Below are 26,533 nucleotides of genomic sequence, written 5' to 3' on the forward strand. Positions count from 1 at the left end.
GTTTGCCCATGTTTAGGGCGTCATTTCCCAGAGTCGCACTCCGTCTCCATGGCTGCGCCCGGAGAGCCGGGCCCGGTAGGCTTTCCGTGTGATCTTCAAGCGCATCGGAAACGGCCGGCCGTACCCCGACCACGGCCGGGAAAGCACCCGGCAGTGGGCGGACGTCGCGCCGCGCCCGGTCCGCCTCGATCAGCTCGTGACGACCAAGGGCCAGCTCGACCTCGAGACGCTCCTCGCCGAGGACTCGACGTTCTACGGCGACCTCTTCGCGCACGTCGTGAAGTGGCAGGGCGACCTGTACCTCGAGGACGGTCTGCACCGCGCCGTGCGCGCCGCGCTCCAGCAGCGCCAGGTGCTGCACGCCCGCGTCCTCGAGCTGGGCTGAGCCGCGGGCCGCGCGCCCGCGTTGACCCTTTCGGGTAGTCCCCGGCGTGGGCCAATGATCATTTAGTAGGAATCACCGCCGGGGCGCATTACGCTGCGCCCATGAGCATGCTCACTCCCCCCGGCATGGGCGGCAAGTACCGCATCACGGGAGACAAATACCCGCGTATGCGCCGGAGCCGCGGGCGCAGCAGGATCGTGCTCGCCGTCGTCGCCTCCGTCGTGGCGGTCGGCCTGATCGGCTGGGGCACTCTGCAGCTGATCGACGTCTTCACCGGCGGCGGTGACAAGGCCTCGGCCGCGGGAACCACCGGCGACTGCCGGACGAAGACCTCGGCGTCGCCCTCGGCGAGCCCGAAGATCCTGCCGAAGCCCGGCCAGGTCACGGTCAACGTCCTCAACGCCACGCCCCGCAGCGGCCTCGCCAAACAGACGGCGGACGAGCTGAAGAAACGTGGCTTCGCCATCGGCGACGTGGGCAACGCGCCGAAGGCGTACGACAAGAAGGTCAAGGGCCCCGGGCTGCTGCTCGGCGCCAGGGCCGCCACCGACGCGGCGCTGCCGGTCCTCGGCACGCAGCTCGCCGGCGCCGAGCTGAAGACCGACACCCGCGCCAAGCCGGCCGAGGTCGACCTGATCATCGGCACCGCGTTCAAGCAGCTCACGACGAAGGCGGACGCCGACAAGGCCCTGGCCGCGCTGGCCAAGTCCTCACCGACGTCCGCCACGTCGAAGAAGCACTGCTGAACTGAACTGAACTAACGAGATCCCTTACGGGGTGGCTACTCGGCCGCCCCGTACATCCGGTCGCCCGCGTCGCCGAGGCCCGGGACGATGTACCCGTTCTCGTTGAGCCGCTCGTCGACCGAGGCCGTCACGACCGTCACCGGCGTACCGGCGAGCTCGCGCTCCATGATCTCCACGCCCTCGGGGGCGGCGAGCAGCACCACGGCCGTCACGTCGTCCGCGCCGCGCTTGATCAGCTCCTGGATCGCCGCGACGAGCGTGCCGCCGGTGGCCAGCATCGGGTCGAGGACGTAGACCTGCCGCCCGGAGAGGTCGTCGGGCATGCGCGTCGCGTACGTGGACGCCTGGAGCGTCTCCTCGTCGCGCACCATGCCGAGGAAGCCCACCTCCGCGGTCGGCAGCAGCCGCACCATGCCGTCGAGCATGCCGAGACCGGCGCGCAGGATCGGCACGACCAGGGGCCGCGGGTGCGAGAGCTTCACGCCGGTCGTGCCCGAGACGGGGGTCTCGATGTCGACCAGCTCGGTGCGCACATCCCTGGTGGCCTCGTACGCGAGCAGGGTGACCAGCTCGTCGGCGAGGCGCCGGAAGGTCGGGGAGTCGGTGCGCTTGTCGCGCAGCGTGGTGAGTTTGTGCGCCACCAGCGGGTGGTCGACGACGTGAATGCGCATGTCCTCAACAGTAACCGGGCCCGGGACGCCCTCGTGCTGGCATCAAACCCGCCATCGGAGCGAAAGTCGGAAGGACCGGCCGGGGTGGTGCGTCTATGCCGGATCAGGCCCGGCACGACCGGGGACAGGACCCGGAGCCGGAGGGCGCCGAGGACGGGCGCAGACGGCGCCGAGCCCAGTTCCTGGGGGAACTCGCGCAGGCGCGGGGGCTGCGCGACCGGGTCCGGCCACGCCGTGCCAGGGCGGCACGAATGCGGCAGCAGATGCGCATGCGCACGTTCCGCTGGTGACGCCGCGCGAACACAGCGGGCGGAAGACCTCTCCTGAAGCGATGGTTTCTGCCACGATTCCGATTGGGCGGGGCTCGGAACTGCACACCCCGCCTCCCGAGTCCGCCGGGGGAACCCCAACCGGCACACCTGAGACCAGTGGGAGAGTCACGGTGTACTTCGCCGCACTGCTCGCGCGCACCGAAGACGGGTGGGAAGCGAGCGATACAGAGCTCGACGACGTGGAGGCCCTGTCGGATCTGACCGACCTGGCCCGTGAAGCCTCGGCCGGTGCCGAGGACGACACAGTGCTCGTCTTCATCGAACAGGAGGACGCCTGGTTCGGCGTCGTCCGTGTGGACGGCGAGGAGGACCCTCGCATCTACGTCTCCGACGCGGCCGCGGCCGCCCGGAGTTCGTACGGCGAGATCCTGCTCACCGACGAACTGCTCGGAAAGGATCCCGACCAGGACGAGCTGGACGCCCTGGATCTCGACGGGACCGAGGACGGCGAGCCCGACCCGGCCGACGAGGACGAGGCCGGGGACGACGACGCGGCGGATCCTGCCGCCGAGGCCGTGGCCCCGGGCCCGATCGGGGACCGGCTGATCCTCGCCGACCTGGGAGTCTCCGAGAAGGAGCTCCTCGCCCTCGACACCAACGACGCCCTCAGCGAGATCGCCGAGGTCCTGGGAGCGGCGGAGGTCCTCGAAACGGTCCGATAGGTCCCGCCCGTCCACCATCTGCCCATTTCTCCACGACGATGCCGGTGTCGGCCGCGGTCGGCTACATTCCGCCCGTGAGCACCGCAGACCAGACACCGGACCCCGTACGCGATCCCTGGCGGCAGGCCATGCGCCTCGCCGTCCGGGAGGCGCGGCTGGCCGCCGAGGGCGGTGACGTGCCCGTCGGGGCCGTCGTGCTCGCCCCGGACGGCACGACCGTGCTCGCCTCGGGGCACAACGAGCGAGAGGCGACCGGCGACCCGACCGCGCACGCGGAGGTGCTCGCGATCCGGCGGGCGGCCGCGGCGCTCGGGGAGTGGCGGCTCACGGGGTGCACGCTCGTCGTGACCCTGGAGCCGTGCACGATGTGCGCGGGCGCCCTCGTGCAGTCCCGGGTCGACCGGGTCGTCTACGGGGCGCGCGACGAGAAGGCCGGGGCGGCCGGGTCCCTGTGGGACGTCGTCCGCGACCGGCGCCTCAACCACCGCCCCGAAGTGATCGAGGGCGTACTCGCCGACGCGTGCGCGCAGCAGCTCACCTCCTTCTTCCGGGACCGCTAGGGGGTGTCCGGGCCCCTGGAAAGCGCTCCGGAGGGGCCTCCCGGATACGGATTTCAGACCACGGCCCAACTTGGGCTAGGATCTCTCTCGGTAGCGTGTCCGAGCGGCCGAAGGAGCTCGCCTCGAAAGCGAGTGTGGCGCAAGTCACCGTGGGTTCAAATCCCACCGCTACCGCTGACAACGCCCCTCTTCCCCGGGTCACCGGAGAAGAGGGGCGTTCTGCATGTCCCGCCATGTCCGGCCGCACGCAGACCGATCGGGCAAAACGCCCCGCCCGCCGGGCTGTTGGCGCCGAAAACCGGATAACCGGCTGAACAGATGTCCGGGATACACTCACGCCCGGCACAGGGGTCACACGGGATACGGGCAATGGGGAGGCCAGAGCGTGGTGCAGACGAAAAAGATAGGTCTCTTCGTCGTCGTCGTGTTCGTCCTCTACGTGATCATCACCGACCCGGCCAAGGCCGCGGACTACGTCCAGATAGGCTTCGAGGGCGTCTCGTCCGCCGCTCAGAGCATCGGCGACTTCATGACCTGGGTCGTCAACGGCGGCGGGAACTGAGCGACCTCGTCAGCGTCTGCAAGGAGTGTCCGTGATCCGCCATCTGGTCCTCTTCAAGCTCAATGAGGGCGTCCAGCGCGACGAGCCTCGCGTCGTCGAGGGCGTCAAGGCCTTCCGCGCACTCGGTGAGCAGATCCCGGAGCTGACGTTCTGGGAGTGCGACTGGAACATCACCGACCGCCCCATCGCCTACGACTTCGCCATCAACTCGGCGGTCGAGGACACCGATGCGCTGGGGCGGTACATCGAGCACCCGGCCCACCAGGCGGGTGTCGCGCAGTGGCGCGAGTTCGCCACGTGGGTGATCGCGGACTACGAGTTCTGAGCGAATCGCACGGCAAAGCGGCCCTTCACCGGAACGGTGAAGGGCCTTTCTGTGCCATATGCCCCAACTTGCCCTTCAACACGTAGTTATGCGGTGCTTGCACACAGTGCACCTGTCTTGTGATGCTATGACCGCTTTTGACGGATGAGTTGACGGACGAGCTGACAGAGACAGAGGTGGCGTTGACCGTGCCGGCCAGTACAGCGCCTCAAGCACCGCCCGCGAAGAACCGGGGCGCCGATACCCGTGCGCTGACCCAGGTCCTCTTCGCCCAGCTCAAGGACCTGCTGCCGGGGACCCCCGAGCACACCAGGGTGCGCGCCGCCCTCATCGAGGCCAACATCCCGCTCGTGCGGTACGCGGCGGCCCGCTTCCGCAGCCGCAACGAGCCGATGGAGGACGTCGTCCAGGTCGGCACGATCGGGCTCATCAACGCGATCGACCGCTTCGACCCCGAGCGCGGCGTGCAGTTCCCGACGTTCGCGATGCCGACCGTCGTCGGCGAGATCAAGCGCTACTTCCGCGACAACGTCCGCACGGTCCACGTGCCGCGCCGGCTCCACGAGTTGTGGGTGCAGGTGACCGGCGCGACCGAGGACCTCACCACGGCGTTCGGGCGCACCCCCACCACCGCCGAGATCGCCGAGCGCCTGCGCATCGGTGAGGACGAGGTGCTCGCCTGCATCGAGGCGGGGCGCTCGTACCACGCGACCTCGCTGGAGGCGGCCCAGGAGGGCGACGGGATGCCCGGCCTGCTCGACCGGCTCGGCTACGAGGACCCGGAGCTCGACGGCGTCGAACACCGCGATCTCGTACGGCATCTGCTCGTACAGCTGCCGGAGCGTGAGCAGCGGATCCTGCTGCTGCGCTATTACAGCAATCTGACGCAGTCACAGATCAGCGCGGAATTGGGCGTTTCCCAGATGCATGTGTCAAGACTGCTGGCCAGAAGCTTCGCGCGGCTCCGATCCGCAAACAGGATCGAAGCGTAACCGGAACGAGTGGAGTGCCTTTCTCGGCACTTCCCCGCCGAAATACGTCAGTTCCCCGACACACCCCCCTTTTCCTGCACCGATTCACCCCATCCATGTCGACATGTCACTACAGCGTGTTGCCGACATGTGACATTCTGCTGGAACCGCGTTTGCCGCAGTCCCGCTTCCGGTATTCAGGTGGAGGCTGCGTTCCTTCCAGACGGGAGCGCCCGCCGCGACCGTCCGCGACCTCAAGGGGGTGGCATGTCCGCAGTCCAGGGCAGCTCGAAGGTGCTCACGCTCAGCAAGAGCGCGTCAGCGCCCGACGTGCTTCACAGCCCGCCTGTATCCGGGGCTTCCGAAGCCATCGACACCCGCACCCTGTCCCGCTCCCTCTTCCTGCGGCTCGCCGCACTCGACGAGAACAGCCCCGAGCGTGGCTACGTACGGGACACCCTCATCGAGCTGAACCTCCCACTGGTCCGGTACGCCGCGGCCCGCTTCCGCAGCCGGAACGAACCGATGGAGGACATCGTCCAGGTCGGTACGATCGGCCTGATCAAGGCGATCGACCGCTTCGACTGCGAACGCGGCGTGGAATTCCCGACGTTCGCGATGCCGACCGTCGTCGGCGAGATCAAGCGCTTCTTCCGTGACACGTCCTGGTCGGTGCGCGTGCCGCGCCGGCTCCAGGAGCTGCGGCTCGCGCTGACCAAGGCGAGCGACGAGCTGGCCCAGAAGCTGGACCGCTCGCCGACCGTGCCCGAGCTGGCCGCGGTGCTCGGCGTCTCCGAGGACGACGTAGTCGACGGGCTCGCGGTGGGCAACGCCTACACCGCGTCCTCCCTCGACTCCCCGGCGCCCGAGGACGACGGCGGCGAGGGCTCGCTCGCGGACCGCCTCGGCTACGAGGACACGGCCCTGGAGGGCGTGGAGTACCGCGAGTCGCTCAAGCCGCTGCTCGCCAAGCTCCAGCCGCGCGAGCGCCGCATCATCATGCTGCGCTTCTTCGCGAACATGACGCAGTCGCAGATCGGCGAGGAGGTCGGCATCTCGCAGATGCACGTGTCGCGCCTGCTCACGCGGACGCTGTCGCAGCTCAGGGAAGGCCTGATCGCCGACTGACCCATCGCGCGCGCCGCCGGTGCCGTTGACAGGGTTCCGAATTGACGGACCGTCAGACACACTGGCGCGATGCGACGAGCATCGATACGCGGCCGCCGAGGCGCCCTGACGGGTGCGACGGCGGCCGTGGTCTGCCTGGGCGGTCTCCTTGCGGCGTGCGGGAGTTCCGGCGGCGGTGACGGTTATGTGGCGGTCGGCGCGGCCGGTGCCACGCCCGAGCGGACGCCGGGGCGCACGGTGGCGCCGACCGGTGATGTGGAGCTGGTGCCGCTGGACGGGGCCGACTCGGGTCCGTCGGGTCCGTCGGAGGGCGGGACGGGCAGCGCCGAAGGCGGCGGCGACAAGTCCCCCAGTGGCAGCGGCAGTTCAGGGGATACGGGCGCCGGGGCCGGAGCGCAAGCGCGTACCGACGGCGGCTCCGGGGCGTCCGAGGCGTCGGGGCCCGACGGGTCCGGGTCGCCATCCACCGGCGGCTCCGGCGGCGGCTCCGGCGGCGCTTCCGGCGGTGGGGCGACGACCACGCCGTCCGCCCCGGACACCGGCACCCCGAGCGGGCCCGCCGCCCTGAAGATCGGGGACCCGGAGCGCAAGGCCGCGGACAAGCGGTGGTGCGAGGACGTGACCCTGGACATGGTCAACACCGGTGGTACCGCGGTGCGTTCGGGCAAGGTGACATTCGGGACGCACGTCATCGGCGCCCTCGGCATCGACTGGGCCACCGTCGAGTCCACCCAGGACCTCCCCGTGCCGATCGACGCGGGGAAGCGGAAGAAGAAGACCTGGACCGTGTGTGTCGACGCCTGGCGGGTGCCGCTCGGCATGCACGTGGAGACGCGCGACGTCTCCGTCAAATGGAAGTGAACGGCTCTCGCGCGAGAGCCGCGATGACCTACTTGAGGGCCAGCCAGGCCACGCCGGCCACGATGACGACGGCGAGCACGATGCCGAGAATCAGACCGGCGCCGGGTCCCGACTTCGCCGGGGCGGCCTGCTGGCGCGACGGCGAGGCGGGTTCGTCGACGAAGGCGCGGAACATCTGGGTGCTCCCCGCGGGGTCGTAGTTGCCTTCGGGGGCCGGGCCCTGGGGGTTGTGTGCCATGGGGAAGGACCCTAGCGAATACGTGCGGGCGACGCCATACCCATACTGAGCTGCGACTTTACATGTGCAACCCCTCCCCTTTACCAGGTTTTTAGTCGCGTACGCCCCTTTTCGTTTGCCTGTGGCAACCAACTGTCTCTATGGTTGCCCTAAGCAACGAACGTAGGAGGTGCTGTGGCAGAGCAGAGTCAGTACGAAGAGCTCGCCCGACAGTTCAGTGCCTTCGGTGCCGTCAAACGAGACCTCCAGCGGTCCCTGCCGCACGACTGTCCGGCCGGTTCGGCCGCGGTTCTCATGCTCCTCGGCCGGTACGGCGAGATGCGGATGAGCCGCCTGGCGGAACTGCTCGCCGTCGACATGTCTGTGACCAGCCGCCACGTGGCGCACGTCGCCGACCGCGGCTGGATCGAGCGGTCGCCCGACCCCGCCGACAAGCGCTCCCGCATCCTCAGCCTCACCGATCCAGGCCTGAAGCAGATCGAGCTGCTCTCCGAGCGTTCGACCGAACTGCTCGCCTACCGGTTGAGCGACTGGTCCGACGACGAGGTCGGGCAGCTGATCGCGATGATGAGCCGGCTCCGCGACAGCTTCGGCGACTGCCGGTACACGCCGGGGCTCGTGCAGGCACTTCCGGACGCCACCGAAGAGACCACCCGTACACCCGCGTAAGTAAAGGAACACCATGGCAACAACCACACCAGCAGGTGTGCGGGGCAGCCACGCCAAGCATGGAGGCGCAGCCGCCCCCGGCAGCGCCGCTCCGATGACGCACAAGCAGATCATGGAGGCGCTGTCCGGGCTGCTGCTCGGCATGTTCGTCGCGATCCTGTCGTCGACGATCGTCACCAACGCCCTGCCCGAGATCGTCGGCGACCTGGGCGGCGGCCAGTCCGCCTACACCTGGGTCGTCACCGCCTCGCTGCTCGCGATGACCGCGACGACGCCCCTGTGGGGCAAGCTCGCCGACATCTTCAGCAAGAAGGCGCTCGTACAGATAGCCCTGGTCGTCTACGTGGGCGGCTCGGTCGTGGCCGGCCTCTCGCAGAGCCCGACCATGCTGATCGCGTGCCGCGTGGTGCAGGGCATCGGCGTCGGCGGTCTGTCCGCCCTCGCGCAGATCGTCATGGCCGCGATGATCTCCCCGCGTGAGCGGGGCCGCTACTCCGGCTACCTCGGCGCGACCTTCGCCGTCGCCACCGTCGGCGGCCCGCTGCTCGGCGGCGTCATCACCGACACCTCGTGGCTCGGCTGGCGCTGGTGCTTCTACGTCGGTGTGCCGTTCGCGATCATCGCGCTCATCGTTCTGCAGAAGACGCTGAAGCTCCCCACGGTCAAGCGGGACAACGTCAAGGTCGACTGGGCCGGCGCCTTCTTCATCACCGCCGCGGTCTGCACCCTGCTCCTGTGGGTGACCTTCGCCGACGACAAGTACGACTGGCTGTCGTGGCAGACCGGCGCGATGGTGGGCGGCGCCGTCGTCCTCGCGCTGATCTTCATCTTCGTGGAGACCAAGGCCGCGGAGCCGATCATCCCGCTGCGGCTCTTCCGCAACCGCACCATCACGCTCGCCTCGATCGCCTCGCTCTTCGTGGGTGTCGCGATGTTCACGGGCACGGTCTTCTTCTCGCAGTACTTCCAGCTGGCGCGCGGCAAGTCGCCGACGATGTCCGGTGTCATGACGATCCCGATGATCGGCGGCCTGTTCATCTCGTCGACCGTCGCGGGCCAGATCATCACCAAGACCGGCAAGTGGAAGGCGTGGCTGGTCTCCGGCGGCGTCCTCATCACGGCGGGCCTCGGACTGCTCGGCACGATCCGCTACGACACCCCGTACTGGCGCGTCGCGATCTTCATGGCGCTCATGGGTCTCGGCATCGGCATGATGATGCAGAACCTCGTGCTCTGCACCCAGAACCAGGTCGCTCCGGAGGACATCGGTTCGGCCAGCTCCACGGTCACCTTCTTCCGCTCCCTCGGTGGTGCGATGGGTGTCTCGGCACTCGGTTCGATCATGGCCACGCGCATCACGCACTACGTCAAGGACGGCCTCGCCGACCTCGGCCCCAAGGGCGCTGCCCTTGGCCACGGCGGCACCGGCGGCGGCGCCATCCCGGACCTCGACAAGCTCCCCGCGCCGCTGCGCTCGATCATGGAGAGCTCGTACGGGCACGGCATCGCGGACGTGTTCCTGATCGCCGCTCCGATCGCACTCCTCGCGCTCATCGCCACGCTGTTCATCAAGGAGATTCCCCTGCGTACCTCGAACTCCCAGGCTGTTCCGGCCGCCGAGTCCGAGTCCGAGGCGCCTGTGGCCGCGGCTGCGGCTGCCGGTGCTGCCGAGACGGAGGAGCTCGTTCCGGCCATGGCGGCCACGGTCTCCGCGCCCTCCTCGGACGGCTCGGCCCAGCGCCTCCAGGCGGTCGCCACGACGGCGGGCAGTGTCCCGGCGACGGCGTCCACCGGTGGCGGCACCCCGGTCCGCGGCTTCGTCCGCGGCTCCGAGAGCGCCCCGGTCGCGCGGGCCGCGGTCACGCTGATCTCGCTCGGTGGACGCCAGCTCGGCCGCGCGGTCTCCCAGGGCGACGGCGCCTACGGCCTCGACGCCCCCGGCGCTGGTTCGTACGTCCTGATCGCCTCGGCCGACGGCTACCAGCCGCAGGCCTCCACGGTCGTCGTCGGCGAGGAGCCGGTCGCGTACGACATCCTGCTCAGCGGCACCAGCGGCCTGAGCGGCGTCGTGAAGTCCGTGGACAGCAAGCTGCCGGTCCCCGGCGCCATGGTCATCGTGACCGACGTCCGCGGTGACGTCCTGGCCACCGGACTCTCCGGCGAGCAGGGCGAGTTCACCTTCGCCGAGCTGGTCCCGGGCGCCGTGACCGTCGCGGTCAACGCGGCGGGCCACCGTCCGCTCGCGCTGCCCGTCGAGGTCGGCGGCACCGGGGTCACCCGGGTCGAGATCGAGCTGCACTCCGGTGCGCAGGTCGCCGGTGTGGTCCGGGCCGCGGGCGGTGCGCTGAACGACGCGCGCGTCACGCTCGTCGACGCGGCGGGCAACGTGGTCGCCACGGCGACGACCGGTCACGACGGCGCGTACGCCTTCACCGACCTGGACAGCGGCGAGTACACGGTCATCGCGACCGGCTACCCGCCGGTGGCCACCGGTCTGACGGTCAACGGCGGCGGCGCCGAGGGCCACGACATCGAGCTCGCCCACCCCGGCGAGTGACGACCCCGGGCGGGGGCGCGCTTCGAGCGGAGACGCGCCCCGGCCCGGTAGTGGGAAAAGGACCCCGGAACCGGTGGCGGCACTACGGCAGGGGACGGCCGGCCGCCACCGGACCGGGGTCCGGCCCGTTTACGGGCCATCGACCAAAGGGGCCTCAGCCATCAATTGGAGGGCCCCAGCGGCGGGCGACCACGCCCGCGAGAGCGGCGCCGGTTTTCCGGCGCAAGGGAGAAGCATGGGACTGAGCGCGCGGATCCGTACCAGGGACGGATGGGCTCTGCCGCACGCCGTCGTGACGGTGACCGACATGACGGGTGCGCAGGTGCTGCGGGCCGAGGCCGACGACGAGGGGGCCGTGCACGACGCGGTGACCCTGACCCCGGGCCCGTACGTGGTGATCGTGACGGCGGTCGGTTACGCGCCGACGGCGTCCACGGCGATGGTGACGGCGAGCGGCCGTGCCGACGTCGGCACGGTGGTCCTCGCCCGGCAGGGCGGCGCCGAACTGCCGCCGCCCGGGCCGTGGACGATCGACCCGGTGCACTCCTCGGTGGGCGCGGTCGCGCAGCACCTCGGCATTTCGAGCGTGCACGGCCGGTTCACGGAGTTCGGCGGGCGCATCGAGATCGCCCAGGACGTGGAGAAGTCGCGGGTGGAGGCAGTCATCAAGGCGTCCTCCATCGACACGGGCAACGGCATGCGGGACGGGCACCTGAAGACGCCCGACTTCCTGGACGTCGAGACGTTTCCGGAGATCACGTTCCGCTCGACCGGCCTGGAGCCGGCCGGGTCCGACCGCTGGACGGTGCACGGCGAGCTGACGCTGCACGGTGTCGTACGGCCCGTGGACCTGAACCTCAGCTACCTCGGCACGGGCGCGGACCCGTGGGGCGGCACCCGGGCGGCGTTCCGGGCGACGACCGAGCTGAAGCGCGAGGACTTCGCGATGAACTACAACCAGGTCGTCCAGGCGGGCATCTCCGCGATCGGCACGACGCTGAAGGTGGAGCTGGACATCCAGGCCGTGCAGGGAGACGCGCTGCCTCAGAGTTGAGGGGGCGGCACGAAGCGCACCCGAGGGCTGAGCGGGGGTTCGAGCGCGGTTCAAGTCGTAGGGTGCTGGACATGGCACCCAGCATCGCGACCAACACCCGTGTCTCCCTGGACGAGTTGCTCGACTTCGTCCGCCCGCGCCACCGCGCGCTCCTGCTGACCGCCCGCGCCGACGGAACCCCGCAGGCCTCCCCCCTGACCTGCGGGGTCGACGACTCCGGGCGGATCGTCGTCTCCACCTATCCCGAACGCGCCAAGACCCGTAACGCCAAGCGGAATCCGCAGGTGAGCGTGGTCGTCCTGAGCGACGACTGGAACGGCCCGTGGGTCCAGATCGACGGCACCGCGGAGGTCATCGACTCGCCCGAGTCGGTGGAACCGCTGGTCGAGTACTTCCGCAACATCTCGGGCGAACACCCGGACTGGGACGAATACCGCGCCGCGATGCTCAAGCAGGGCAAGTCCATCATCCGCATCACACCGGATCGATGGGGACCCGTGGCAACCGGCGGATTCCCGGCATCCCTCGCCCCGAGCGAGTAGAGCCCGACGGACGGAGTCCGACACAGCGCCCCGAAGCCTGCGAAGCAGTGCAAGGGACGCAAAAAAAGAGGGGCCCGCGCCGCGATGCTCAAGCAGGGCAAGTCCATCATCCGCATCACACCGGATCGATGGGGACCCGTGGCAACCGGCGGATTCCCGGCATCCCTCGCCCCGAGCGAGTAGAGCCCGACGGACGGAGTCCGACACAGCGCCCCGAAGCCTGCGAAGCAGTGCAAGGGACGCAAGAAAGACGGGGCCCGTGGCGACCGGCGGGTTCCCGGCGCATCTCGCGTGAAGTCCTAGCCGGAGGCGCTCCGCTGGGTCGCGACCATCGTGTCGATGCCTGCCACCAGCAGGTCGAGCGCGATCTGGAAGTCGGCCTCGCGGATGTCCTCCACCTTGTGCCCCTCGGTGCCCGCCATCAGCGCCCGCGCGTTCTCGTAGTCCTCGGCCATTTCCGGGGCCAGTTCGCCGAAGGCGCCCATCGCGTGGTGGTAGTACTCGTCCTGGGTCATCCCGGCGTCCGCGCAGCGCTGCACGAAGTGGCCCTCGATGGTCCCGTACCCGTACACGAACTGGAAGACGGCGGCGATCGCGCCCCGCTGGCCCTGCGGGGTGAGGCCGGTGTCCTCGATGATGCGCTGCACCTGGCGCGAGAACGCCAGCGAGTGCGGGCCGATGTTGAGGAAGTGACCCGTCAGCGGGGAGGTCCAGGGGTGGCGCACCAGGCTCGCGCGGTACACCCTGGCGAGCTGCCTCAGCGGGGTGCGCCAGTCGCCGCCCGGCGCCGCCGGCTCGGGCAGTTCCATCTCGCCGAAGACGCGGTCGAGGGCCAGCTCCAGGAGGTCGTCCTTGGTGTCGACGTACCAGTAGACGGACATCGCGGTCACGCCGAGCTCGGCCGCGAGGCGCCGCATCGAGAACTTGGCGAGGCCCTCCGCGTCGAGGAGTCTCACCGTGGCCGCGGTGATCCGCTCCCGGTCGAGCGTGCTGGGCGCCTCGCTCCTGCGGGTACGCGGCGTCTTGCCCTCCAGCCAGACGCTCGTCCGCGCCGGACGCCCCGCGCGGTCGGCTGCCTTCGCCATGGCGCACCTTCCCAAAGTCCTCGTACCGGCCCGGTTCCGGCAGCGGACCGGAACGGCCCGGTCCGCCACCACCGATGCTAAGTGCAGCTACGCCGCGGCCTTCACCGCTGAGTCTGCCCGCTCCGCCCTCCTGAGCAACGCCGCGGCCAGCAGGCCGCCCACGAGCACGGCGACCGCGCCGACCAGCTGACTGGTCTCCAGACCCGAGGAGAACGCGTCGGCGATCCGCTCCCGCTCCGCCCCCGAATTCGCCGCGGCGAGCGCGGCCGGGAGCGAGGCCGCGGAGACGGATACGAGCGCGGCGAACCGGGAGTTCAGCACGGCGCCGAGAACGGCCACGCCGAGACCGTTGCCGAACTCGGCGAGCGTGCCGTTGACTCCGGCGCCGACGCCCGCCTTCTCCGGCGGGATCGCGCTCATGATGGCGTTCGCCATGGCGGGCATGGCGATGGAGATGCCCGCGCCCATCACGACGAGGCCGAGCAGCATGCCCCCGTACGAGTCCCCGCCGAGCAGGGCGATCGCGGCGAGACCGGCCGCGAGGCACGACATGCCGGTGGCGATGGTCGCGGGGGTGCCGAGCTTCGGCAGGATGCGCGCACCGACGCCGGTGAGGTTGAGGACGACAACCGTCAGGGCCATCGGCGCCGTGCGCAGACCGGCCTCCAGGGCCCCGTAACCGAGCACGAACTGGAGGTGCTGGGTGAGCAGGAAGAGTGAGCCGCCCATGCCGAAGGCGACCAGGATCGCGCCGGCGACGGCGCCGGTGAACTGCTGGTTGCGGAAGAAGTGCATGTCCAGCATCGGATACGGGATGCGCAGCTCCCACACGACGAACGCGGCCAGGACCACGAGGCCGACCAGCGCGGAGATGCCGACGTGCGCGGACGTCCAGCCGTGCTGCGGGCCCGAGATGATCGCGTAGACCACGCCCGTCATACCGACCGTCGACAGGAGCGCGCCGAGCAGGTCGGGGCGGTCGCCGAGGGTGCTCTTGGACTCCGGGACCAGTGCGATGACCGCGATCAGGCCGATCACCGCGACCGGAATGTTGATCAGGAAGATCGCGCCCCACCAGAAGTGGTCGAGCATGACGCCGCCGATGAGCGGGCCCGCGGCGAAGCCGAGGGAGTTCACGGTGGCCCACAGGCCGATCGCCCTGACCCGCTCCTTGTCGTCGAAGATCTGCACGACGACGGCGAGCGTGGTGGTCATCAGGAGCGCGCCGCCCACGCCCATGCCGGCGCGCGCGGCGATCAACTGCCCGGTGGACTGGGCGAGTCCGGCGACCAGCGATCCGGCGCCGAACAGGACGAGCCCGGCCGCGAGCATCTTCTTGCGCCCGTAGCGGTCGGCGGAGCTGCCCGCGGTGAGCAGCAGACCCGACTGGACCAGCGAGTACGCGTTGATCATCCACTGGATGTCGGAGGTCGAGGCGTCCAGCTCCCGGGTGAGGGAGGGGATCGCCACGTTCAGCACGGTGTTGTCGAGCAGCACGGTGAGCTGGGCGAGGCAGATGACGCCGAGGATCAGCCAGCGCTGGGGGTGGCCGCCGCCGGTGGCGGCCGTTGAGTTCTCGGCGGTCGTCGCCGTCATGTCCAGATTCCCCTATACGGTGTATGTCGAGTGACGTCGTACACCGTATAGCTCTTCCCGTGCGGCGGCCAAGTCACTTTTCGGCGCCGGACACCCGCTAGCGTTCTCCCGCTGAAACCTGATGAGTGAGGGGTCGGATGTCCAAGCACCGCCGCACACCGCACGTTCTGCTCGCCGCCGGGCTGTTGGGAGGACTCGCCGCCGCGCCGCCCGCGCAGGCCGCCGGGGGACCGCCACCCGTCCCGCTGCGCATCGCCACGTACAACATCCACGCCGGTTCCGGCATGGACAACGTCTTCGATCTCGACCGGCAGGAGGCGGCGCTGCGCGCCCTTCACGCCGATGTGATCGGACTCCAGGAGGTCGATGTCCACTGGGACACCCGCAGCCAGAGGCGGGATCTGGCACAGGAGTTGGCGGACCGGCTCGGGATGCATGTGTCGTTCGCGCCGATCTACAGCCTCGACCCGGTCGAGGAGGGAGGACCGCGCCGCGAGTACGGGGTCGCGATCCTGTCCCGGTATCCGGTCCGCGGCGCCGTCAACCACGAGATCACCCGCCTGTCGACGCAGGACCCGAACCCGGTCCCTGCGCCCGCGCCCGGATTCGGGGAGGTCGAGCTGAAGGTGCGCGGGGTGCCGGTCCAGGTGTTCGTGACGCACCTCGACTACCGGCCCGACCCCTCGGTACGGGCAGCACAGGTCGCCGACACACGCAGGATCATGGCCGCGGAACGTACGTCGCCCGGGGACCGCCAGATCCTGCTCGGCGACTTCAACGCGGTGCCGGACGCGCCCGAACTCGCACCGCTGTGGAAGGAACTGACGCCCGCCGACCCGGGGGCGAACACCTTCCCGGCGGCGGATCCGGTCAAGCGGATCGACTACGTCGCCGTGGGCGAGGGGGTCCGGGTACGCGACGCGGCGGTGGCCGAGACTCTCGCCTCGGACCACCGCCCGGTTGTCGCCGATCTGGCGCTGACGCGTAAGAGCGGTCAGCTCTTGGGCTTCGTCAGGTCGTAGAAGGTCGCGCTGCCCACGGTGACCTTCGTGTAGTTCTTCTCGACCCAGGACTGGATCCTGGAGGCGGAGCCGCTGCCCCCGCCCATCCCGCCCATGCCGCCACCGATGAAGTAGTGGATCTTCCCGTCCTCGACGTAGCTCTTGAACTGGGCGAGCGTCGGGGACGGGTCACTGCCGTTGAAGCCGCCGATCGCCATGACGGGCTTCCCGGTGGAGAGCTGGTAGCTCGCCGCGTTCTGCGAGCCGACGGCCGCGGCGGCCCAGGTGTGGTCGTCCGCGTTCTTCTCGACGAGGGCCTTGGCCTTGGCGCTGACCTGGGCGCCGTTGAGGAGACCGCCCATGCCGCCGCGTTCGCCCATGCCGGGGCCGCCGGGCATCATGCCGGTGCCGCCCTGCTGCTTGCCGTTGCCTGTGCCCTGGTTCTGGCCCTGGCCATTGCCCTGGCCGGGCATGCCGCCGGTCGGGGGCTGGCCCATACCGCCACCCTGCTGGCTCTGCCCGCCCTGGCCGGGCAGCTGGCCCTGGCCGGGCGGCTGCATTCCGCCGCCGCGCATGCCGCCTTCGCCTCCGGGGCCACCGGGGAAGCCGCCCCGGCCGCCCATCATGCTCGCCCCCGCAGGACCGGCCGTCACGATCGACCCGCTGTGTCCGGTGTCGAGCGTGCTGATGGTGTACGCGGTCGGCCCGGCCAGCGCGGTCACGAGGCCCAACCCGGCCGCACCGAGTGCCAGTTGACGGTTCAGCCGGCCCGCGACGGCGAGGCCGAGGCCCGCCGCGACGCCGCCGACGAGGATCGCCCAGCGCAGCCACGGCACGTAGTCGGGCGTCCGGTTCAGCAGGACGTACGACCATACGGCCGTCACCGCCACCGTGCCGCCGAGCGCGGCGGACGCCGTGAACCTGGCCCGTTCCTCCCACAGCACGCTCGCCCCCATGCCGACGAGCGCGGCCGCGTAGGGGGCGAGGGCCACCGTGTAGTACTGGTGGAAGATCCCGGCCATGAAGCTGAAGACGACCATGGTCATCACCAGCGAGCCGCCCCACGCGAGGAACGCGGCGCGTGCCGTGTCGGTCCGCCGCGCCTTACACGTGACGACGACACCGGCGACGAGCAGCAGCAGCGCGGCCGGCAGGAGCCAGGAGATCTGGCTGCCGATCTCGGAGTTGAACATCCGGTCGATGCCGGTCTCGCCCCACTGGCTGCCGCCGCCCATTCCGCCACCGCCGCCACCGACGCTGCCGGTCTCCTCGCCGTTGATCCGGCCGAGCCCGTTGTAGCCGAAGGTCAGTTCAAGGAACGAGTTGTTCTGGGAGCCGCCGATGTACGGGCGCGAGGACGCGGGCCACAGCTCCACGACCGCGACCCACCAGCCGCCCGCGACGGCCACCGCGAGTCCGGAGAGCAGCAACTGTCCGATCCGCTTGAGCGGCCTGCCCGGCGCGAACACCGCGTACAGAACGGCCAGGGGCGGCAGGATCAGGAACGCCTGGAGGGTCTTCGCGAGGAACGCGAGGCCGACGGCGACGCCCGCCCACACCAGCCACTTCGTCCGGCCGTTCTCCATGCCGCGCAGGACGCAGTAGACCGTGACGGTCATCAGGAGCGCGAGCAGGGCGTCCGGGTTGTTGAAGCGGAACATCAGGGCCGCGACGGGCGTGAGCGCGAACGCCGCCACCGTGAGCAGCCCGGCCGCCGCGCTGAACCGGCGCCGCACGGCCGCGTACAGGACGCCCGCCGTCGCCACGCCCATCAGGACCTGCGGGACGAGGATCGCCCAGGAGCTGAGGCCGAAGATCCGCACCGAGAGCGCCATCGGCCACAGCGACGCCGGGGGCTTGTCGACGGTGATGGCGTTGGCCGAGTCGAGCGAGCCGAAGAACATCGCCTTCCAGCTCTGGCTCCCGGCCTGCACGGCCGCGGAGTAGAAGGAGTTGGCGTAGCCGGAGGCGCTCAGGTTCCAGAGGTAGGCGAGCGCCACGACGAGCAGCAGCGCGAGGAACGCGGGGCGCGCCCAGCGCGGGTCGTCGGCCCGGCCGCGCCAGACCCGGGTGTGCGGGGGCCGCTTGGGGCGGCCGTGTCCCTGGTCCTGCACGGCCGGTGCGGCCGGGGGCGGTGGCAGCGCGGGTGCGCCGGCGGGGAGGTGGGGCAGGGTCATCGTCCGGTCCTCAGTTCGTGGTCGTACGTGGCTCGGGAGGCGTCCGGCGCACCGGGTACGGGCGGCGCGGGCGGGGCGGGCGGCTCGGGGAACACCCAGGCGCGGAAGAGCAGGAAGCGCAGCACCGTCGCCGCGAGGTTGGCGGCGACGAGCACCGCGAGTTCCGTGGAGTGCGCCGGGTCCGCGGAGGCGGCGCCGAGCGCGGCGAGCGAACCGCTGGTCAGGACGAGCCCGATCGCGAACACGACGAGGCCCTGCGCCTGGTGGCGGACGGCCCGGTCGCGGCCGCGGACGCCGAAGGTGAGGCGCCGGTTGGCGGCCGTGTTGGCGACGGCCGAGACGAGCAGGGCCAGTGCGTTGGCGACCTGCGACCCCGTGAACGTACGGAATCCGGAGTAGAGGAGCAGATAGACGAGGGTCGACAGGGCGCCCACGACGCAGAAGCCGACCAGCTGGCGGGCCAGTCCCCGGGGCACGCCCGGGACCTGGCGGTCGCGCGGGTCGTCGCCGAAGGGGCGGGCGAGCCGGTCCAGGGGGAGCGCGCCGACCGCGAGCGCCCGGCCCACGCGCCACACGCCCTTGAGGTCGTCGGTGGCCGTCTTCACGATGTGCACCGTCGAGTCCGGGTCGTCGACCCAGTCGACCGGCACCTCGTGGATACGCAGCCCGGCCCGCTCGGCGAGGACGAGCATCTCGGTGTCGAAGAACCAGCCGCTGTCCTCGACGAGCGGCAGCAGGACCCGCGCCACATCGCGCCGGATCGCCTTGAAACCGCACTGGGCGTCGGAGAAGCGGGCCTGGAGGGAGCCGCGCAGGATCAGGTTGTAGGCGCGGGAGATGAACTCGCGCTTCTGCCCGCGCACGACGCGTGAACTGCGCGCGAGGCGCGAGCCGATCGCCAGGTCCGAGTGGCCCGAGATCAGGGGCGCGACCAGCGGGAGCAGCGCGTTGAGGTCGGTGGACAGGTCGACGTCCATATAGGCGAGGACGGGCGCGTCGGACGCGGACCAGACGGTGCGCAGGGCGCGCCCGCGGCCCTTCTGCTCCAGGCGGGCGCTTTGCACCTCGGGGAACGCGGCCGCCAGGGAAGCGGCGACGTCCGGGGTCGCGTCGGTGGACGCGTTGTCCGCGATCGTGATGCGGAAGCGGTAGGGGAAGGTTCCGACGAGGTGCCGGTGCAGTCTGCGCACACAGGGACCGAGGTCACGCTCCTCGTTGTAGACCGGGATCACTACGTCCAGAACCGGTGCATCGCCCACGCCGGCCGGGAGGTGCTCCCGTGCCGGCAGCACCCCCAGGGAGGGGTCGGTGCCCGGAGAAGAGTCGGTTCGCATGACACCGACATTCGCCAACTGCCCTGTCAGGCCGGTGTGGTGAGACTGTGGCCCGCCTGTGAGGACGTGACGGGTTCGGCACAGGCCGGCAGATGGACGGTGAACACGGTCCGGCCGGGCACGCTGTCGACGGTCACGGCGCCGCCGTGCGCGGCCGCGACGGCCTGCACGATGGCGAGGCCGAGACCGGTCGAGCCGTGGGCCCGGGAGCGGGAGGTGTCACCGCGTGCGAACCGCTCGAAGACGTGCGGGAGCAGCTCGGGCGGGATGCCCGGCCCATTGTCCTGCACGTCCAGGCAGACCCACGGCCCGTACCGGCGCACGCGCGCGGTCACGGTGGTGCCCGGCGGTGTGTGCGTACGGGCGTTGGCCAGCAGGTTCACGAGCACCTGATGGATGCGCGGTCCGTCGGCGAGCACGAGGGCGGGGTCGTCCGGCAGTTCGAGCCGCCACGCGTGGTCCTGGCCGGCCGCGCGGGCGTCGCTCAGCGCGTCCACGACCAGCGGTGACAGGTCGGTCGCCTCGTACGACAGGGGGCGGCCGGAGTCGAGCCGCGCGAGCAGCAGCAGGTCCTCGACGAGTCCGGTCATGCGGTGGGCCTCGGACTCGATACGGCCGAGCGCGTGCCGTGTGTCGGGCCCGGTCTCCTCACGGCCGCGCCGGGTGAGCTCGGCGTATCCGCGGATCGAGGCGAGGGGCGTACGCAGCTCATGGCTGGCGTCCGCGACGAACTGGCGCACGCGCGTCTCGCTCTGCTGGCGCGCCTCCAGCGCTCCGTTCACATGGTCGAGCATGCGGTTGAGGGCGGCGCCGACCTGGCCGACCTCGGTGCGCGGGTCGGCCTCGGTGTCGGGAACCCGTTCGTGGAGGGCCACTTCGCCGCTGTGCAGGGGGAGTTCGGAGACGCGGGTCGCAGTGGACGCGACGCGGCGCAGGGGCCGCAGGGCTACGCCGACCATGGCGGCGCCGGCGAGTGACGCGGCGACGAGGCCGGCCGCGGTGACGCTGACCTCGACGACGATGAGGGTGCTGAGGGTGTCCTGCACCTCGGTCTCGGGCAGGCCGACCATGGTGTTGCCGCCCGGCTTCGAGGAGATCCGGTAGTCGCCGAGCCCGGGCACGCTGACGCTGTGCGGCTCCCCGTCCTGCGGCACGCTCTCCAGCGCGGTGATCTGCGTGTCCGACAGCGGGACGATCGGGTTGTCCCGGTCGGCGACGCTCTTCGCGGCCTCGGTGACGCTTCCGTCGGACTCGACGAGAGCGCCGATGGTGCCCGGCCTGCTCGGACCGCCGAGAAAGCTCAGGTTCTGCGCCTGCCGCTCCGGACCGGGTCCGCCGGTGGACTGGACGACCGCGCCGCGCACCTGCTTGTCGAGCTGGTCGTACAGATAGGTGTGCAGCGCGATGGTGGTCACCGTTCCGATGACGGCGCACACCAGGGCGATCAGTGCGACAGCCGTGATGACGAGCCGCTTGCGCAGACTGCGCGGCTGCCGCCGTCGGCTCATGACGCGACAGGCACCGCGGGCTTGAGGAGATATCCGGCGCCGCGCCGCGTGTGGATCATCGGTTCGCGCCCGGCGTCGATCTTCCGGCGCAGGTACGAGATGTACAGCTCCACGACGTTGGCCTGGCCGCCGAAGTCGTAGCTCCAGACGCGGTCCAGTATCTGCGCCTTGCTCAGGACCCGGCGCGGATTGCGCATCAGATAGCGGAGCAGCTCGAACTCGGTGGCGGTCAGATGGATGCCGTCCCCGCCGCGCGACACCTCGTGGCTGTCCTCGTCGAGCGTCAGGTCACCCACGACAAGCACGGACTCGCTGCGCCGGTCGGCGGCGCCCGAGCGGCGGATGAGGCCGCGCAGCCGGGCGACGACCTCCTCCAGGCTGAACGGCTTGGTCACATAGTCGTCGCCGCCGGCCGTGAGCCCGGCGATCCGGTCCTCGACGGCATCCTTCGCGGTCAGGAACAGCACCGGCACGTCCTGGTGCTCGCGCCGCAGCCGTCCGAGCACGGACAGGCCGTCCATGTCGGGCAGCATCATGTCGAGCACGATGGCGTCGGGCCGGAACTCGCGCGCGGTCTGCACCGCGCCCATCCCGTCCCCGGCACTGCGGATCTGCCAGCCCTCGTAACGCAGGGCCATGGAGAGCAGCTCGGTGATCGCCTGTTCGTCGTCCACGACGAGGACCCGGACGGGGGTCCCGTCCGGCCTCAGCAGTTCGGTACGCCCCTGGGGCGAGGTCGCGGTCATGTTGCACACCCTGCGCGCCCGCTCTGAGAACCGGCTTTCGACAACCTGTGAATTCCCTGAGAAACGCACAACGGCCTCTCAGGAGCGTTCGTCCAAGGTGCTACGCCGAGGAGCTACGCCAAGGGGTTACGCCAAGGGGTCGAGGCCGAACAGCCGAGCCCCGTTCCCGTGGCACACGGCCCGCAGCCACTCCTCCCCGAGACCGAGCCGCTCCAGGGCCTCCAGCTGGTGGACATAGGGGTACGGAATGTTGGGGAAGTCGGTGCCCAGCAGGATCCGGTCCCCGAGCTCGGCGAGCCGGGCGAGCTCGGCGCGCGGGAACGGGGAAAAACGCTCACTGAAATCGGTGAACGCCATCGTCGTGTCGAGGCGCACCTCCCCGTACCGCTCGGCCAGGCCGAGGAAGTCCGTGTACTCGGGCATCCCCATGTGGGCCACGATCACCGGCAGCCGCGGATGCCGGGCGAGCAGCCGGGCGACGGGCTCGGGCCCGGTGTGCTTGCCGGGGGCGGGCCCGGAGCCGCAGTGCATGACCACGGGGATACGGGCCTCGGCGAGCATCCCCCACACGGGGTCGAGCAGTTCGTCGTTCGGGTCGTACGCCCCGACCTGCACATGCGCCTTGAAGACGCGCGTGCCCGCCTCAATGGCCTCGCGCACGTACCGGTCGACGCCCGGCTCGGGGAAGAACGTCGACGTGTGCAGACAGCCGGGCGTCCGGCGCGCGAAGCCGGCCGCCCATCCGTTGAGCCACTCGGCCATGCCCGCCTTGTGCGGATAGAGCATGGAGGTGAAGGCCTCGACCCCGAACTCCCGTAGCCGCACGAGCCGTTGCGCCTCTTCCTCCCGGTACGCGATGGGCCAGGCCATCCCGGTCAGCGGCCCCGCCGCGTCGAAGTACTGCCAGACCTTCTTCAGGACCCGCTCGGGCATGAAGTGCGTGTGCACGTCGACGAGTCCGGCCAGGCCGTGCCGCTCCCGGAACCGGGCGACCCGATCAGCCTCACCGACGCCCGCCGTGTTGGTGTCCGCCCCGCCCTCCGCACTGTTCGCCGCGCCGCTCTCCGCGCCGCTCTCCGCGTTACTCTCCGCGATCAAATCCGTGACTCCGCTCGACCTTGGCGACATGGAGGGAGTAGCTCTCGTACCACTCGGCGCGCCCGCGCCGCTGGGCCTCCCGGTGCTCCCCGTTCCCGGCCCACTCCTTGAGCCCTTCCTCGTGCCGGAAGTAGGCGACGGTAATCCGCAGCCCGCCTTCCGAGACCGCGGAATCCTCCCCCAGAAACCCCGGTATCTCCCTGACCAACTCCGACATCCGCTCGGCGGTGGCCCCGTACCCGTTGTCTCCGGGCGTGCGCACCGAGGTGAACACGGCGGCGTAGTAAGGCGGTTCGAAGACGGGCACGGGCCGGACGGTACGGGCGGGACCGGAACTGCCCTCCGGCCCGACAGGTGCTACTCCGTGATCACTCATGTCCTCACGATGCGGTGCGGCGACGGACGGTGTCCACCCCCATTGCCTGACGGGAAGCGAGACTTGACCTTCCGGTCGACAAAGCCCGGCGCCCCCTCGCGCCTCCTCCTGGAACAGCCTCAGAACAGCCCTAGAACAACCCACCCTGCGGCGCGGGCACCTTCTTCACCGGTTTCACCGGCACGGACGACACCACGTCCGCCGCCTCCCCCTCCGACTTCCCCAACGCCTCCAGCTGCCACCCGCCGAGCAGCCGGGTGTCGACCACGAGCCGCCGCCCTTCCCCAAGCTCTCGGCTTCGCTCGAGCAGGGGAGACCCCATTCGCTCCACGAGATGCAGATCCGGCCCCGCGGCGGCGACCAGCGTCCCCACGACCACCCCGCCCTCGATCAACTCGCTCACGACGCCCCCCACGCCCCCGAGCCGCCCACCGCCTGCCACGCCGTCCACTCCGCCCTCGATCCCGAAGACCTCCGCGTGATCGACCACCTCACACGGCAGCCGCTCCAGCGACTCGGGCCACCCTGCGAGCGCGACGGCCGTGGCATGCGCCCTGGCCAGCTCCCCCGCCCGCTCACCGGCCGGGGGCAGCGCCGCCCGTACGGCCCGCTTCTGCGCGTACGGAATCCGGTCCGGAACGCCGAGCGCGCTGCGCAGCAGTTCCTCCGCACGCCGCGCCGCCATCAGCGGCCCGCGCCCCAACCACGTGAACGCGACGGCCCCTTGTTCGAGCAGCCGGGCGGACCCCCGCCCGACCCCGGTGATCCCCACCTTCACCATCCCGCTCCCGAACCAGGCGAGATACACGTGGTACGGCCTGGGGTCGTCCGCCATGGTGTCCGCGGCAACGGAGTGCGCCCGGTCGATCCCGGCGCACTCGGCACACTGCGCGCGCGTCCCCCGCCCGGACAGCACTGCCGCCGCCGGACACGGCGTACGCCGGCCGCCCCGCCACACCCCGAGACATCTGCGCCCGCCCACGGCCCGGAAAGCCAGCACGTCCCCGAAGGCGAGGGGACTCTCACGCTCCCCCTTCCCCTCCCCGTACCACCCCAGCGCGGGACCGCCCCCGACCCGCCACCGCACCCCGGTGCACCACCACGTCATGCTCAGGACGCTACTCCCGGGCACTGACATCGCCAGGGGCTGCGATACGTTCCCGCTGTTCGGGGACATGATCAGGGGTGGGGACCGTGGCGGCGCCGGGCTTCTTCTTCCTCACTCTGCCGTGCCTGGCGATCCTCGCCTTCACGGGTTTCGCCGCCTGCCGGGCACAGCGCCACAAGGCGTTCAAGGCCCCTGGCCGCCGTACTCCTGACCGCAGGCCTGGCCTGCGCACTCACACCGATCGGGATCATCATCTCGTTCATGACGCTCTGGCCTGAGCGCCGGCACGTCGGAAACCATGAGGCATGCGACCGTACGACTGGCACCTCACCGAAGACATCGACGACTTTCTCGCCCGGGCCGGAGACTTCCTGCGCTCACGCCCCGCCCTGCACACCACGCCGCTGACATCGACCGAGAAACTGCGCGCACTCGGCACAGAGGCATACCGTGCGCATGCCCCCGTCTTCGGCACCTTGGAGCGGGCGGGCGAGGTCCGTGCCGTCTTCTACCGCTTCACCCAGCACGGCCCCCTGAGCCTCACCCCTCTCGCCCCCGAGGACGCCGAAGCCCTCGCCGAGCGCCTGGCCGGCCTCGGCCACGTACTCCCCCTCGTGAGCGCGGCCCACGACACCTCCACCGCTTTCGCCGAGGCCTGGCAGCGGCACACAGGCGCGACGCCGACACTCAGCACGCGGATCCGTCTGTACCGCCTGGGCACGCTCACCCCACCGGAGCCGGTCCCGGCGGGCCGGGGCCGACGCGTGGGCGAGCAGGACCGCGAGCAACTCTTCCGCTGGCACCGCGAGTTCGCCGCCGACGTCGGAGAAGACGTCACCATCGACGCCGGCACCTGGGCCGACACTCGCTTCGGCGACAAGCACTACACGTTCTGGGAGACCCCCGACGGCACCCCGGTCTCCATGGCGGGCATGACCTCGCTGGTCGGCGGAATGGTCCGGGTGGACCCCGTCTACACCCCGGCTCACCTGCGCGGTCGCGGCTACGCAGGCGCTGTGACGGTCGAGGTGACCCGAGCCGCCCTGGCCGCAGGCGCCAAGGAGGTCGCCCTGTACGCAAACCCGGCCAACGCCACCAGCAACGCCCTCTACCAGCGAATCGGATACGTCCCACTGACCGAATGGGCCGTGTACGACTTCGCCGCCGTAGGGGCATAACGCAAGAGGCCCCCGGATCTCTCCGGGGGCCTCTCATCTGTGTGCACTCGGCAGGATTCGAACCTGCAACCTTCTGATCCGTAGGATCGGGCAGGCGCGCGTAGTGGTCCCCGACCGTCGCCTGAGTTGTTCGCTGAAGTCCGTGATCTTCAGCCTCTGTGTGCCGTCGTTGCCGTCAGCGCTGCCGTCAAACAACCGGCGCGGCACGACGCTGGATACCCCCTTCAGGAGCCTGATCCACAGGGGCACCCAGCCGCCTCGTGAAGGTGATCGGCAATGATCAGCGCATGAACCAGATCGTACTGATGTCAGATCCGAAGATTGCGGCGCTCCCGGTGGTTGACTGCGCTGAACCGCTCGTCGACGTCCGGCGCGAGGAATCCCTCGCCATCGACTCTCGCAAAGTCGATCATTCAGGGGCATTCGCGCATCTGCGAGAAGGAGTCCTGACGCGTCTCCTCAAGGCTCAGAAGCTGCTCCCAGATGGCATCCGTCTGCTGTTCGTCGAGGGGTACAGGCCGCCCACGCTGCAGCGCGCCTACTTCGAGCGCTACGCCGACGAACTGCAAGCCGGCAACCCGGGATGGTCGCCGACGCAGGTCCGTGACGCCGCAAGCCGGTACGTATCGCCACCGGAGATTGCCCCCCACAGCGCCGGCGCCGCGATTGACCTCACCCTCGTGTCTGCCGACGGGAGGGAACTCGACATGGGAACTCGGGTGAATGCCAGCCCTGAAGAGAGTGACGGTGCTTGTTACACGGACGCTGACAACGTCAGCAATGAAGCGCGGGCCAACCGGCGGGTGCTCGGTGACGCACTGACCGCTGTGGGTCTGGTGAACTACCCCACCGAGTGGTGGCACTGGTCCTACGGCGACCGGTACTGGGCCCTTGCTACCGATGCCAACAGTGCGATGTACGGGCCGCGGGAACTCGATTGAATTGAGCTGCGGATGATCCCCCGATCCGTCACGCACCCTGCGTGAACAACAGCACGGCGTAACCGGCCGTGCAGGCGCGTCTGCTCTCACCTCTCATGTGATGAGCGGCGGGCCGGCCCGAG

At 70.3% G+C, this 26,533-nt stretch carries 28 protein-coding genes, 1 tRNA gene and 1 pseudogene; 19 read left to right on the plus strand and 11 right to left on the minus strand.

The features are described 5' to 3' along the window. The first annotated feature begins 88 nt into the window (after nt 1-88). Together ACY0PA_RS21220 and ACY0PA_RS21225 are read left to right on the plus strand one after the other, a co-directional pair. Nucleotides 89-385: a type II toxin-antitoxin system VapB family antitoxin gene (locus ACY0PA_RS21220; protein WP_003955420.1), complete on the plus strand. Its 297-nt coding sequence runs from the start codon at nt 89-91 to the stop codon at nt 383-385. Between the two features lie 101 nt (nt 386-486). Next, a complete protein-coding gene (locus ACY0PA_RS21225; RefSeq protein WP_473086081.1) occupies nt 487-1,131 on the plus strand; it encodes a LytR C-terminal domain-containing protein in 645 nt (214 codons plus the stop codon). 35 nt (nt 1,132-1,166) lie between these two features. Here ACY0PA_RS21225 and upp read toward each other — a convergent pair whose 3' ends face one another. After that, nucleotides 1,167-1,802: a uracil phosphoribosyltransferase gene (upp, locus tag ACY0PA_RS21230; RefSeq protein WP_473086082.1), complete on the minus strand. Its 636-nt coding sequence runs from the start codon at nt 1,800-1,802 to the stop codon at nt 1,167-1,169. A gap of 95 nt (nt 1,803-1,897) precedes the next feature. Here upp and ACY0PA_RS21235 point away from each other — a divergent pair, with 95 nt between their 5' ends. From ACY0PA_RS21235 to ACY0PA_RS21275, 9 genes are all read left to right on the plus strand, one after another. Then, nucleotides 1,898-2,092, plus strand: coding sequence for a hypothetical protein (locus tag ACY0PA_RS21235; protein WP_473086083.1), 195 nt, complete (start codon nt 1,898-1,900; stop codon nt 2,090-2,092). A 152-nt stretch (nt 2,093-2,244) separates the two neighbouring features. Continuing rightward, nucleotides 2,245-2,796, plus strand: coding sequence for a tRNA adenosine deaminase-associated protein (locus ACY0PA_RS21240; RefSeq protein ID WP_473086084.1), 552 nt, complete (start codon nt 2,245-2,247; stop codon nt 2,794-2,796). A gap of 38 nt (nt 2,797-2,834) precedes the next feature. Then, complete coding sequence (tadA, locus tag ACY0PA_RS21245; RefSeq protein WP_473086085.1) at nt 2,835-3,356, plus strand: tRNA adenosine(34) deaminase TadA; 522 nt, start codon at nt 2,835-2,837, stop codon at nt 3,354-3,356. An 89-nt stretch (nt 3,357-3,445) separates the two neighbouring features. Then, nucleotides 3,446-3,530: transfer RNA gene (locus ACY0PA_RS21250), tRNA-Ser, on the plus strand. Nucleotides 3,531-3,741: 211 nt separating this feature from the next. After that, complete coding sequence (locus ACY0PA_RS21255; protein ID WP_100599122.1) at nt 3,742-3,918, plus strand: hypothetical protein; 177 nt, start codon at nt 3,742-3,744, stop codon at nt 3,916-3,918. Nucleotides 3,919-3,949: 31 nt separating this feature from the next. After that, entirely contained in the window at nt 3,950-4,243 is a 294-nt protein-coding gene (locus tag ACY0PA_RS21260) for a Dabb family protein (protein ID WP_473086086.1), read from the plus strand. Between the two features lie 176 nt (nt 4,244-4,419). Continuing rightward, entirely contained in the window at nt 4,420-5,235 is an 816-nt protein-coding gene (locus tag ACY0PA_RS21265) for an RNA polymerase sigma factor SigF (protein ID WP_473086087.1), read from the plus strand. Between the two features lie 246 nt (nt 5,236-5,481). After that, a complete protein-coding gene (locus ACY0PA_RS21270) occupies nt 5,482-6,342 on the plus strand; it encodes an RNA polymerase sigma factor SigF (RefSeq protein ID WP_100599125.1) in 861 nt (286 codons plus the stop codon). A 69-nt stretch (nt 6,343-6,411) separates the two neighbouring features. Beyond that, the gene (locus ACY0PA_RS21275) at nt 6,412-7,203 is read left to right on the plus strand and encodes a hypothetical protein (RefSeq protein ID WP_473086088.1); all 792 of its coding nucleotides are present in this window, start codon (nt 6,412-6,414) and stop codon (nt 7,201-7,203) included. Between the two features lie 28 nt (nt 7,204-7,231). Here the strand turns inward: ACY0PA_RS21275 and ACY0PA_RS21280 are convergent, their stop codons facing one another. After that, nucleotides 7,232-7,441 carry a hypothetical protein gene (locus ACY0PA_RS21280; RefSeq protein WP_100599127.1) on the minus strand — a complete coding sequence of 70 codons (210 nt, stop codon included), beginning with the start codon at nt 7,439-7,441 and terminating at the stop codon, nt 7,232-7,234. A gap of 174 nt (nt 7,442-7,615) precedes the next feature. Between ACY0PA_RS21280 and ACY0PA_RS21285 the strand changes: the two genes are divergently transcribed. From ACY0PA_RS21285 to ACY0PA_RS21305, 5 genes and pseudogenes are all read left to right on the plus strand, one after another. After that, on the plus strand, nt 7,616-8,110 hold the full coding sequence (locus ACY0PA_RS21285) for a MarR family winged helix-turn-helix transcriptional regulator (protein ID WP_473086089.1): 495 nt from the start codon (nt 7,616-7,618) through the stop codon (nt 8,108-8,110). Nucleotides 8,111-8,204: 94 nt separating this feature from the next. After that, nucleotides 8,205-10,667 carry an MFS transporter gene (locus ACY0PA_RS21290; RefSeq protein WP_473086386.1) on the plus strand — a complete coding sequence of 821 codons (2,463 nt, stop codon included), beginning with the start codon at nt 8,205-8,207 and terminating at the stop codon, nt 10,665-10,667. Nucleotides 10,668-10,902: 235 nt separating this feature from the next. Then, a complete protein-coding gene (locus ACY0PA_RS21295) occupies nt 10,903-11,721 on the plus strand; it encodes a YceI family protein (RefSeq protein ID WP_473086090.1) in 819 nt (272 codons plus the stop codon). Between the two features lie 71 nt (nt 11,722-11,792). Further along, nucleotides 11,793-12,263, plus strand: a complete 471-nt coding sequence (locus tag ACY0PA_RS21300) for a PPOX class F420-dependent oxidoreductase (RefSeq protein ID WP_473086091.1) — start codon at nt 11,793-11,795, stop codon at nt 12,261-12,263. Between the two features lie 75 nt (nt 12,264-12,338). Further along, nucleotides 12,339-12,446 (plus strand): annotated as a pseudogene (locus ACY0PA_RS21305) (PPOX class F420-dependent oxidoreductase); the annotation flags it as partial. A 116-nt stretch (nt 12,447-12,562) separates the two neighbouring features. Here the strand turns inward: ACY0PA_RS21305 and ACY0PA_RS21310 are convergent. Together ACY0PA_RS21310 and ACY0PA_RS21315 are read right to left on the minus strand one after the other, a co-directional pair. Then, on the minus strand, nt 12,563-13,348 hold the full coding sequence (locus tag ACY0PA_RS21310; RefSeq protein WP_473086092.1) for a TetR/AcrR family transcriptional regulator: 786 nt from the start codon (nt 13,346-13,348) through the stop codon (nt 12,563-12,565). Between the two features lie 87 nt (nt 13,349-13,435). After that, nucleotides 13,436-14,944 carry an MFS transporter gene (locus ACY0PA_RS21315; protein ID WP_473086093.1) on the minus strand — a complete coding sequence of 503 codons (1,509 nt, stop codon included), beginning with the start codon at nt 14,942-14,944 and terminating at the stop codon, nt 13,436-13,438. A 137-nt stretch (nt 14,945-15,081) separates the two neighbouring features. Here ACY0PA_RS21315 and ACY0PA_RS21320 point away from each other — a divergent pair, with 137 nt between their 5' ends. After that, nucleotides 15,082-15,966, plus strand: coding sequence for an endonuclease/exonuclease/phosphatase family protein (locus tag ACY0PA_RS21320; protein ID WP_473086094.1), 885 nt, complete (start codon nt 15,082-15,084; stop codon nt 15,964-15,966). Here the strand turns inward: ACY0PA_RS21320 and ACY0PA_RS21325 are convergent. The 7 genes from ACY0PA_RS21325 to ACY0PA_RS21355 form a co-directional block, all read right to left on the minus strand. Beyond that, the gene (locus ACY0PA_RS21325; protein WP_473086095.1) at nt 15,939-18,122 is read right to left on the minus strand and encodes an ArnT family glycosyltransferase; all 2,184 of its coding nucleotides are present in this window, start codon (nt 18,120-18,122) and stop codon (nt 15,939-15,941) included. The genes ACY0PA_RS21320 and ACY0PA_RS21325 overlap by 28 nt on opposite strands. Further along, nucleotides 18,119-19,456: a bifunctional glycosyltransferase family 2/GtrA family protein gene (locus ACY0PA_RS21330; protein WP_473086096.1), complete on the minus strand. Its 1,338-nt coding sequence runs from the start codon at nt 19,454-19,456 to the stop codon at nt 18,119-18,121. Before ACY0PA_RS21330 ends, ACY0PA_RS21325 begins: the two co-directional genes overlap by 4 nt. 26 nt (nt 19,457-19,482) lie before the next feature. Continuing rightward, a complete protein-coding gene (locus tag ACY0PA_RS21335; RefSeq protein ID WP_473086097.1) occupies nt 19,483-20,964 on the minus strand; it encodes a sensor histidine kinase in 1,482 nt (493 codons plus the stop codon). Further along, a complete protein-coding gene (locus ACY0PA_RS21340) occupies nt 20,961-21,710 on the minus strand; it encodes a response regulator transcription factor (protein ID WP_473086098.1) in 750 nt (249 codons plus the stop codon). Before ACY0PA_RS21340 ends, ACY0PA_RS21335 begins: the two co-directional genes overlap by 4 nt. 126 nt (nt 21,711-21,836) lie before the next feature. Next, nucleotides 21,837-22,676 carry an amidohydrolase family protein gene (locus ACY0PA_RS21345; RefSeq protein ID WP_473086387.1) on the minus strand — a complete coding sequence of 280 codons (840 nt, stop codon included), beginning with the start codon at nt 22,674-22,676 and terminating at the stop codon, nt 21,837-21,839. Nucleotides 22,677-22,791: 115 nt separating this feature from the next. Continuing rightward, nucleotides 22,792-23,115, minus strand: coding sequence for an antibiotic biosynthesis monooxygenase family protein (locus ACY0PA_RS21350; RefSeq protein ID WP_473086099.1), 324 nt, complete (start codon nt 23,113-23,115; stop codon nt 22,792-22,794). 199 nt (nt 23,116-23,314) lie between these two features. Continuing rightward, nucleotides 23,315-24,292, minus strand: coding sequence for a DUF2797 domain-containing protein (locus tag ACY0PA_RS21355; protein WP_473086100.1), 978 nt, complete (start codon nt 24,290-24,292; stop codon nt 23,315-23,317). Between the two features lie 305 nt (nt 24,293-24,597). Here ACY0PA_RS21355 and ACY0PA_RS21360 point away from each other — a divergent pair, with 305 nt between their 5' ends. Together ACY0PA_RS21360 and ACY0PA_RS21365 are read left to right on the plus strand one after the other, a co-directional pair. Beyond that, nucleotides 24,598-25,470 carry a GNAT family N-acetyltransferase gene (locus ACY0PA_RS21360; RefSeq protein WP_473086101.1) on the plus strand — a complete coding sequence of 291 codons (873 nt, stop codon included), beginning with the start codon at nt 24,598-24,600 and terminating at the stop codon, nt 25,468-25,470. 287 nt (nt 25,471-25,757) lie between these two features. Next, nucleotides 25,758-26,411 (plus strand): M15 family metallopeptidase, encoded by a 654-nt coding sequence (locus tag ACY0PA_RS21365; protein ID WP_473086388.1) that lies wholly within the window; start codon nt 25,758-25,760, stop codon nt 26,409-26,411. Nucleotides 26,412-26,533: the final 122 nt, after the last annotated feature.

The sequence above is a fragment of the Streptomyces sp. DS1-CR2 genome, from assembly GCF_055760475.1.

Excerpts from the sequence above, each read along its gene's own strand:
- ACY0PA_RS21290 (WP_473086386.1), top strand. The coding sequence starts at position 8,205 with ATGACGCACAAGCAGATCATGGAGGCGCTGTCCGGGCTGCTGCTCGGC.
- ACY0PA_RS21225 (WP_473086081.1), top strand. The coding sequence starts at position 487 with ATGAGCATGCTCACTCCCCCCGGCATGGGCGGCAAGTACCGCATCACG.
- tadA (WP_473086085.1), top strand. The coding sequence starts at position 2,835 with ATGCCGGTGTCGGCCGCGGTCGGCTACATTCCGCCCGTGAGCACCGCA.
- ACY0PA_RS21320 (WP_473086094.1), top strand. The coding sequence starts at position 15,082 with ATGTCCAAGCACCGCCGCACACCGCACGTTCTGCTCGCCGCCGGGCTG.
- ACY0PA_RS21295 (WP_473086090.1), top strand. The coding sequence starts at position 10,903 with ATGGGACTGAGCGCGCGGATCCGTACCAGGGACGGATGGGCTCTGCCG.
- ACY0PA_RS21340 (WP_473086098.1), bottom strand. The coding sequence starts at position 21,710 with ATGACCGCGACCTCGCCCCAGGGGCGTACCGAACTGCTGAGGCCGGAC.
- ACY0PA_RS21275 (WP_473086088.1), top strand. The coding sequence starts at position 6,412 with ATGCGACGAGCATCGATACGCGGCCGCCGAGGCGCCCTGACGGGTGCG.
- ACY0PA_RS21355 (WP_473086100.1), bottom strand. The coding sequence starts at position 24,292 with ATGACGTGGTGGTGCACCGGGGTGCGGTGGCGGGTCGGGGGCGGTCCC.
- ACY0PA_RS21235 (WP_473086083.1), top strand. The coding sequence starts at position 1,898 with ATGCCGGATCAGGCCCGGCACGACCGGGGACAGGACCCGGAGCCGGAG.
- ACY0PA_RS21300 (WP_473086091.1), top strand. The coding sequence starts at position 11,793 with ATGGCACCCAGCATCGCGACCAACACCCGTGTCTCCCTGGACGAGTTG.
- ACY0PA_RS21315 (WP_473086093.1), bottom strand. The coding sequence starts at position 14,944 with ATGACGGCGACGACCGCCGAGAACTCAACGGCCGCCACCGGCGGCGGC.
- ACY0PA_RS21270 (WP_100599125.1), top strand. The coding sequence starts at position 5,482 with ATGTCCGCAGTCCAGGGCAGCTCGAAGGTGCTCACGCTCAGCAAGAGC.
- ACY0PA_RS21325 (WP_473086095.1), bottom strand. The coding sequence starts at position 18,122 with ATGACCCTGCCCCACCTCCCCGCCGGCGCACCCGCGCTGCCACCGCCC.
- upp (WP_473086082.1), bottom strand. The coding sequence starts at position 1,802 with ATGCGCATTCACGTCGTCGACCACCCGCTGGTGGCGCACAAACTCACC.
- ACY0PA_RS21335 (WP_473086097.1), bottom strand. The coding sequence starts at position 20,964 with ATGAGCCGACGGCGGCAGCCGCGCAGTCTGCGCAAGCGGCTCGTCATC.
- ACY0PA_RS21360 (WP_473086101.1), top strand. The coding sequence starts at position 24,598 with ATGCGACCGTACGACTGGCACCTCACCGAAGACATCGACGACTTTCTC.
- ACY0PA_RS21310 (WP_473086092.1), bottom strand. The coding sequence starts at position 13,348 with ATGGCGAAGGCAGCCGACCGCGCGGGGCGTCCGGCGCGGACGAGCGTC.
- ACY0PA_RS21365 (WP_473086388.1), top strand. The coding sequence starts at position 25,758 with ATGAACCAGATCGTACTGATGTCAGATCCGAAGATTGCGGCGCTCCCG.
- ACY0PA_RS21330 (WP_473086096.1), bottom strand. The coding sequence starts at position 19,456 with ATGCGAACCGACTCTTCTCCGGGCACCGACCCCTCCCTGGGGGTGCTG.
- ACY0PA_RS21280 (WP_100599127.1), bottom strand. The coding sequence starts at position 7,441 with ATGGCACACAACCCCCAGGGCCCGGCCCCCGAAGGCAACTACGACCCC.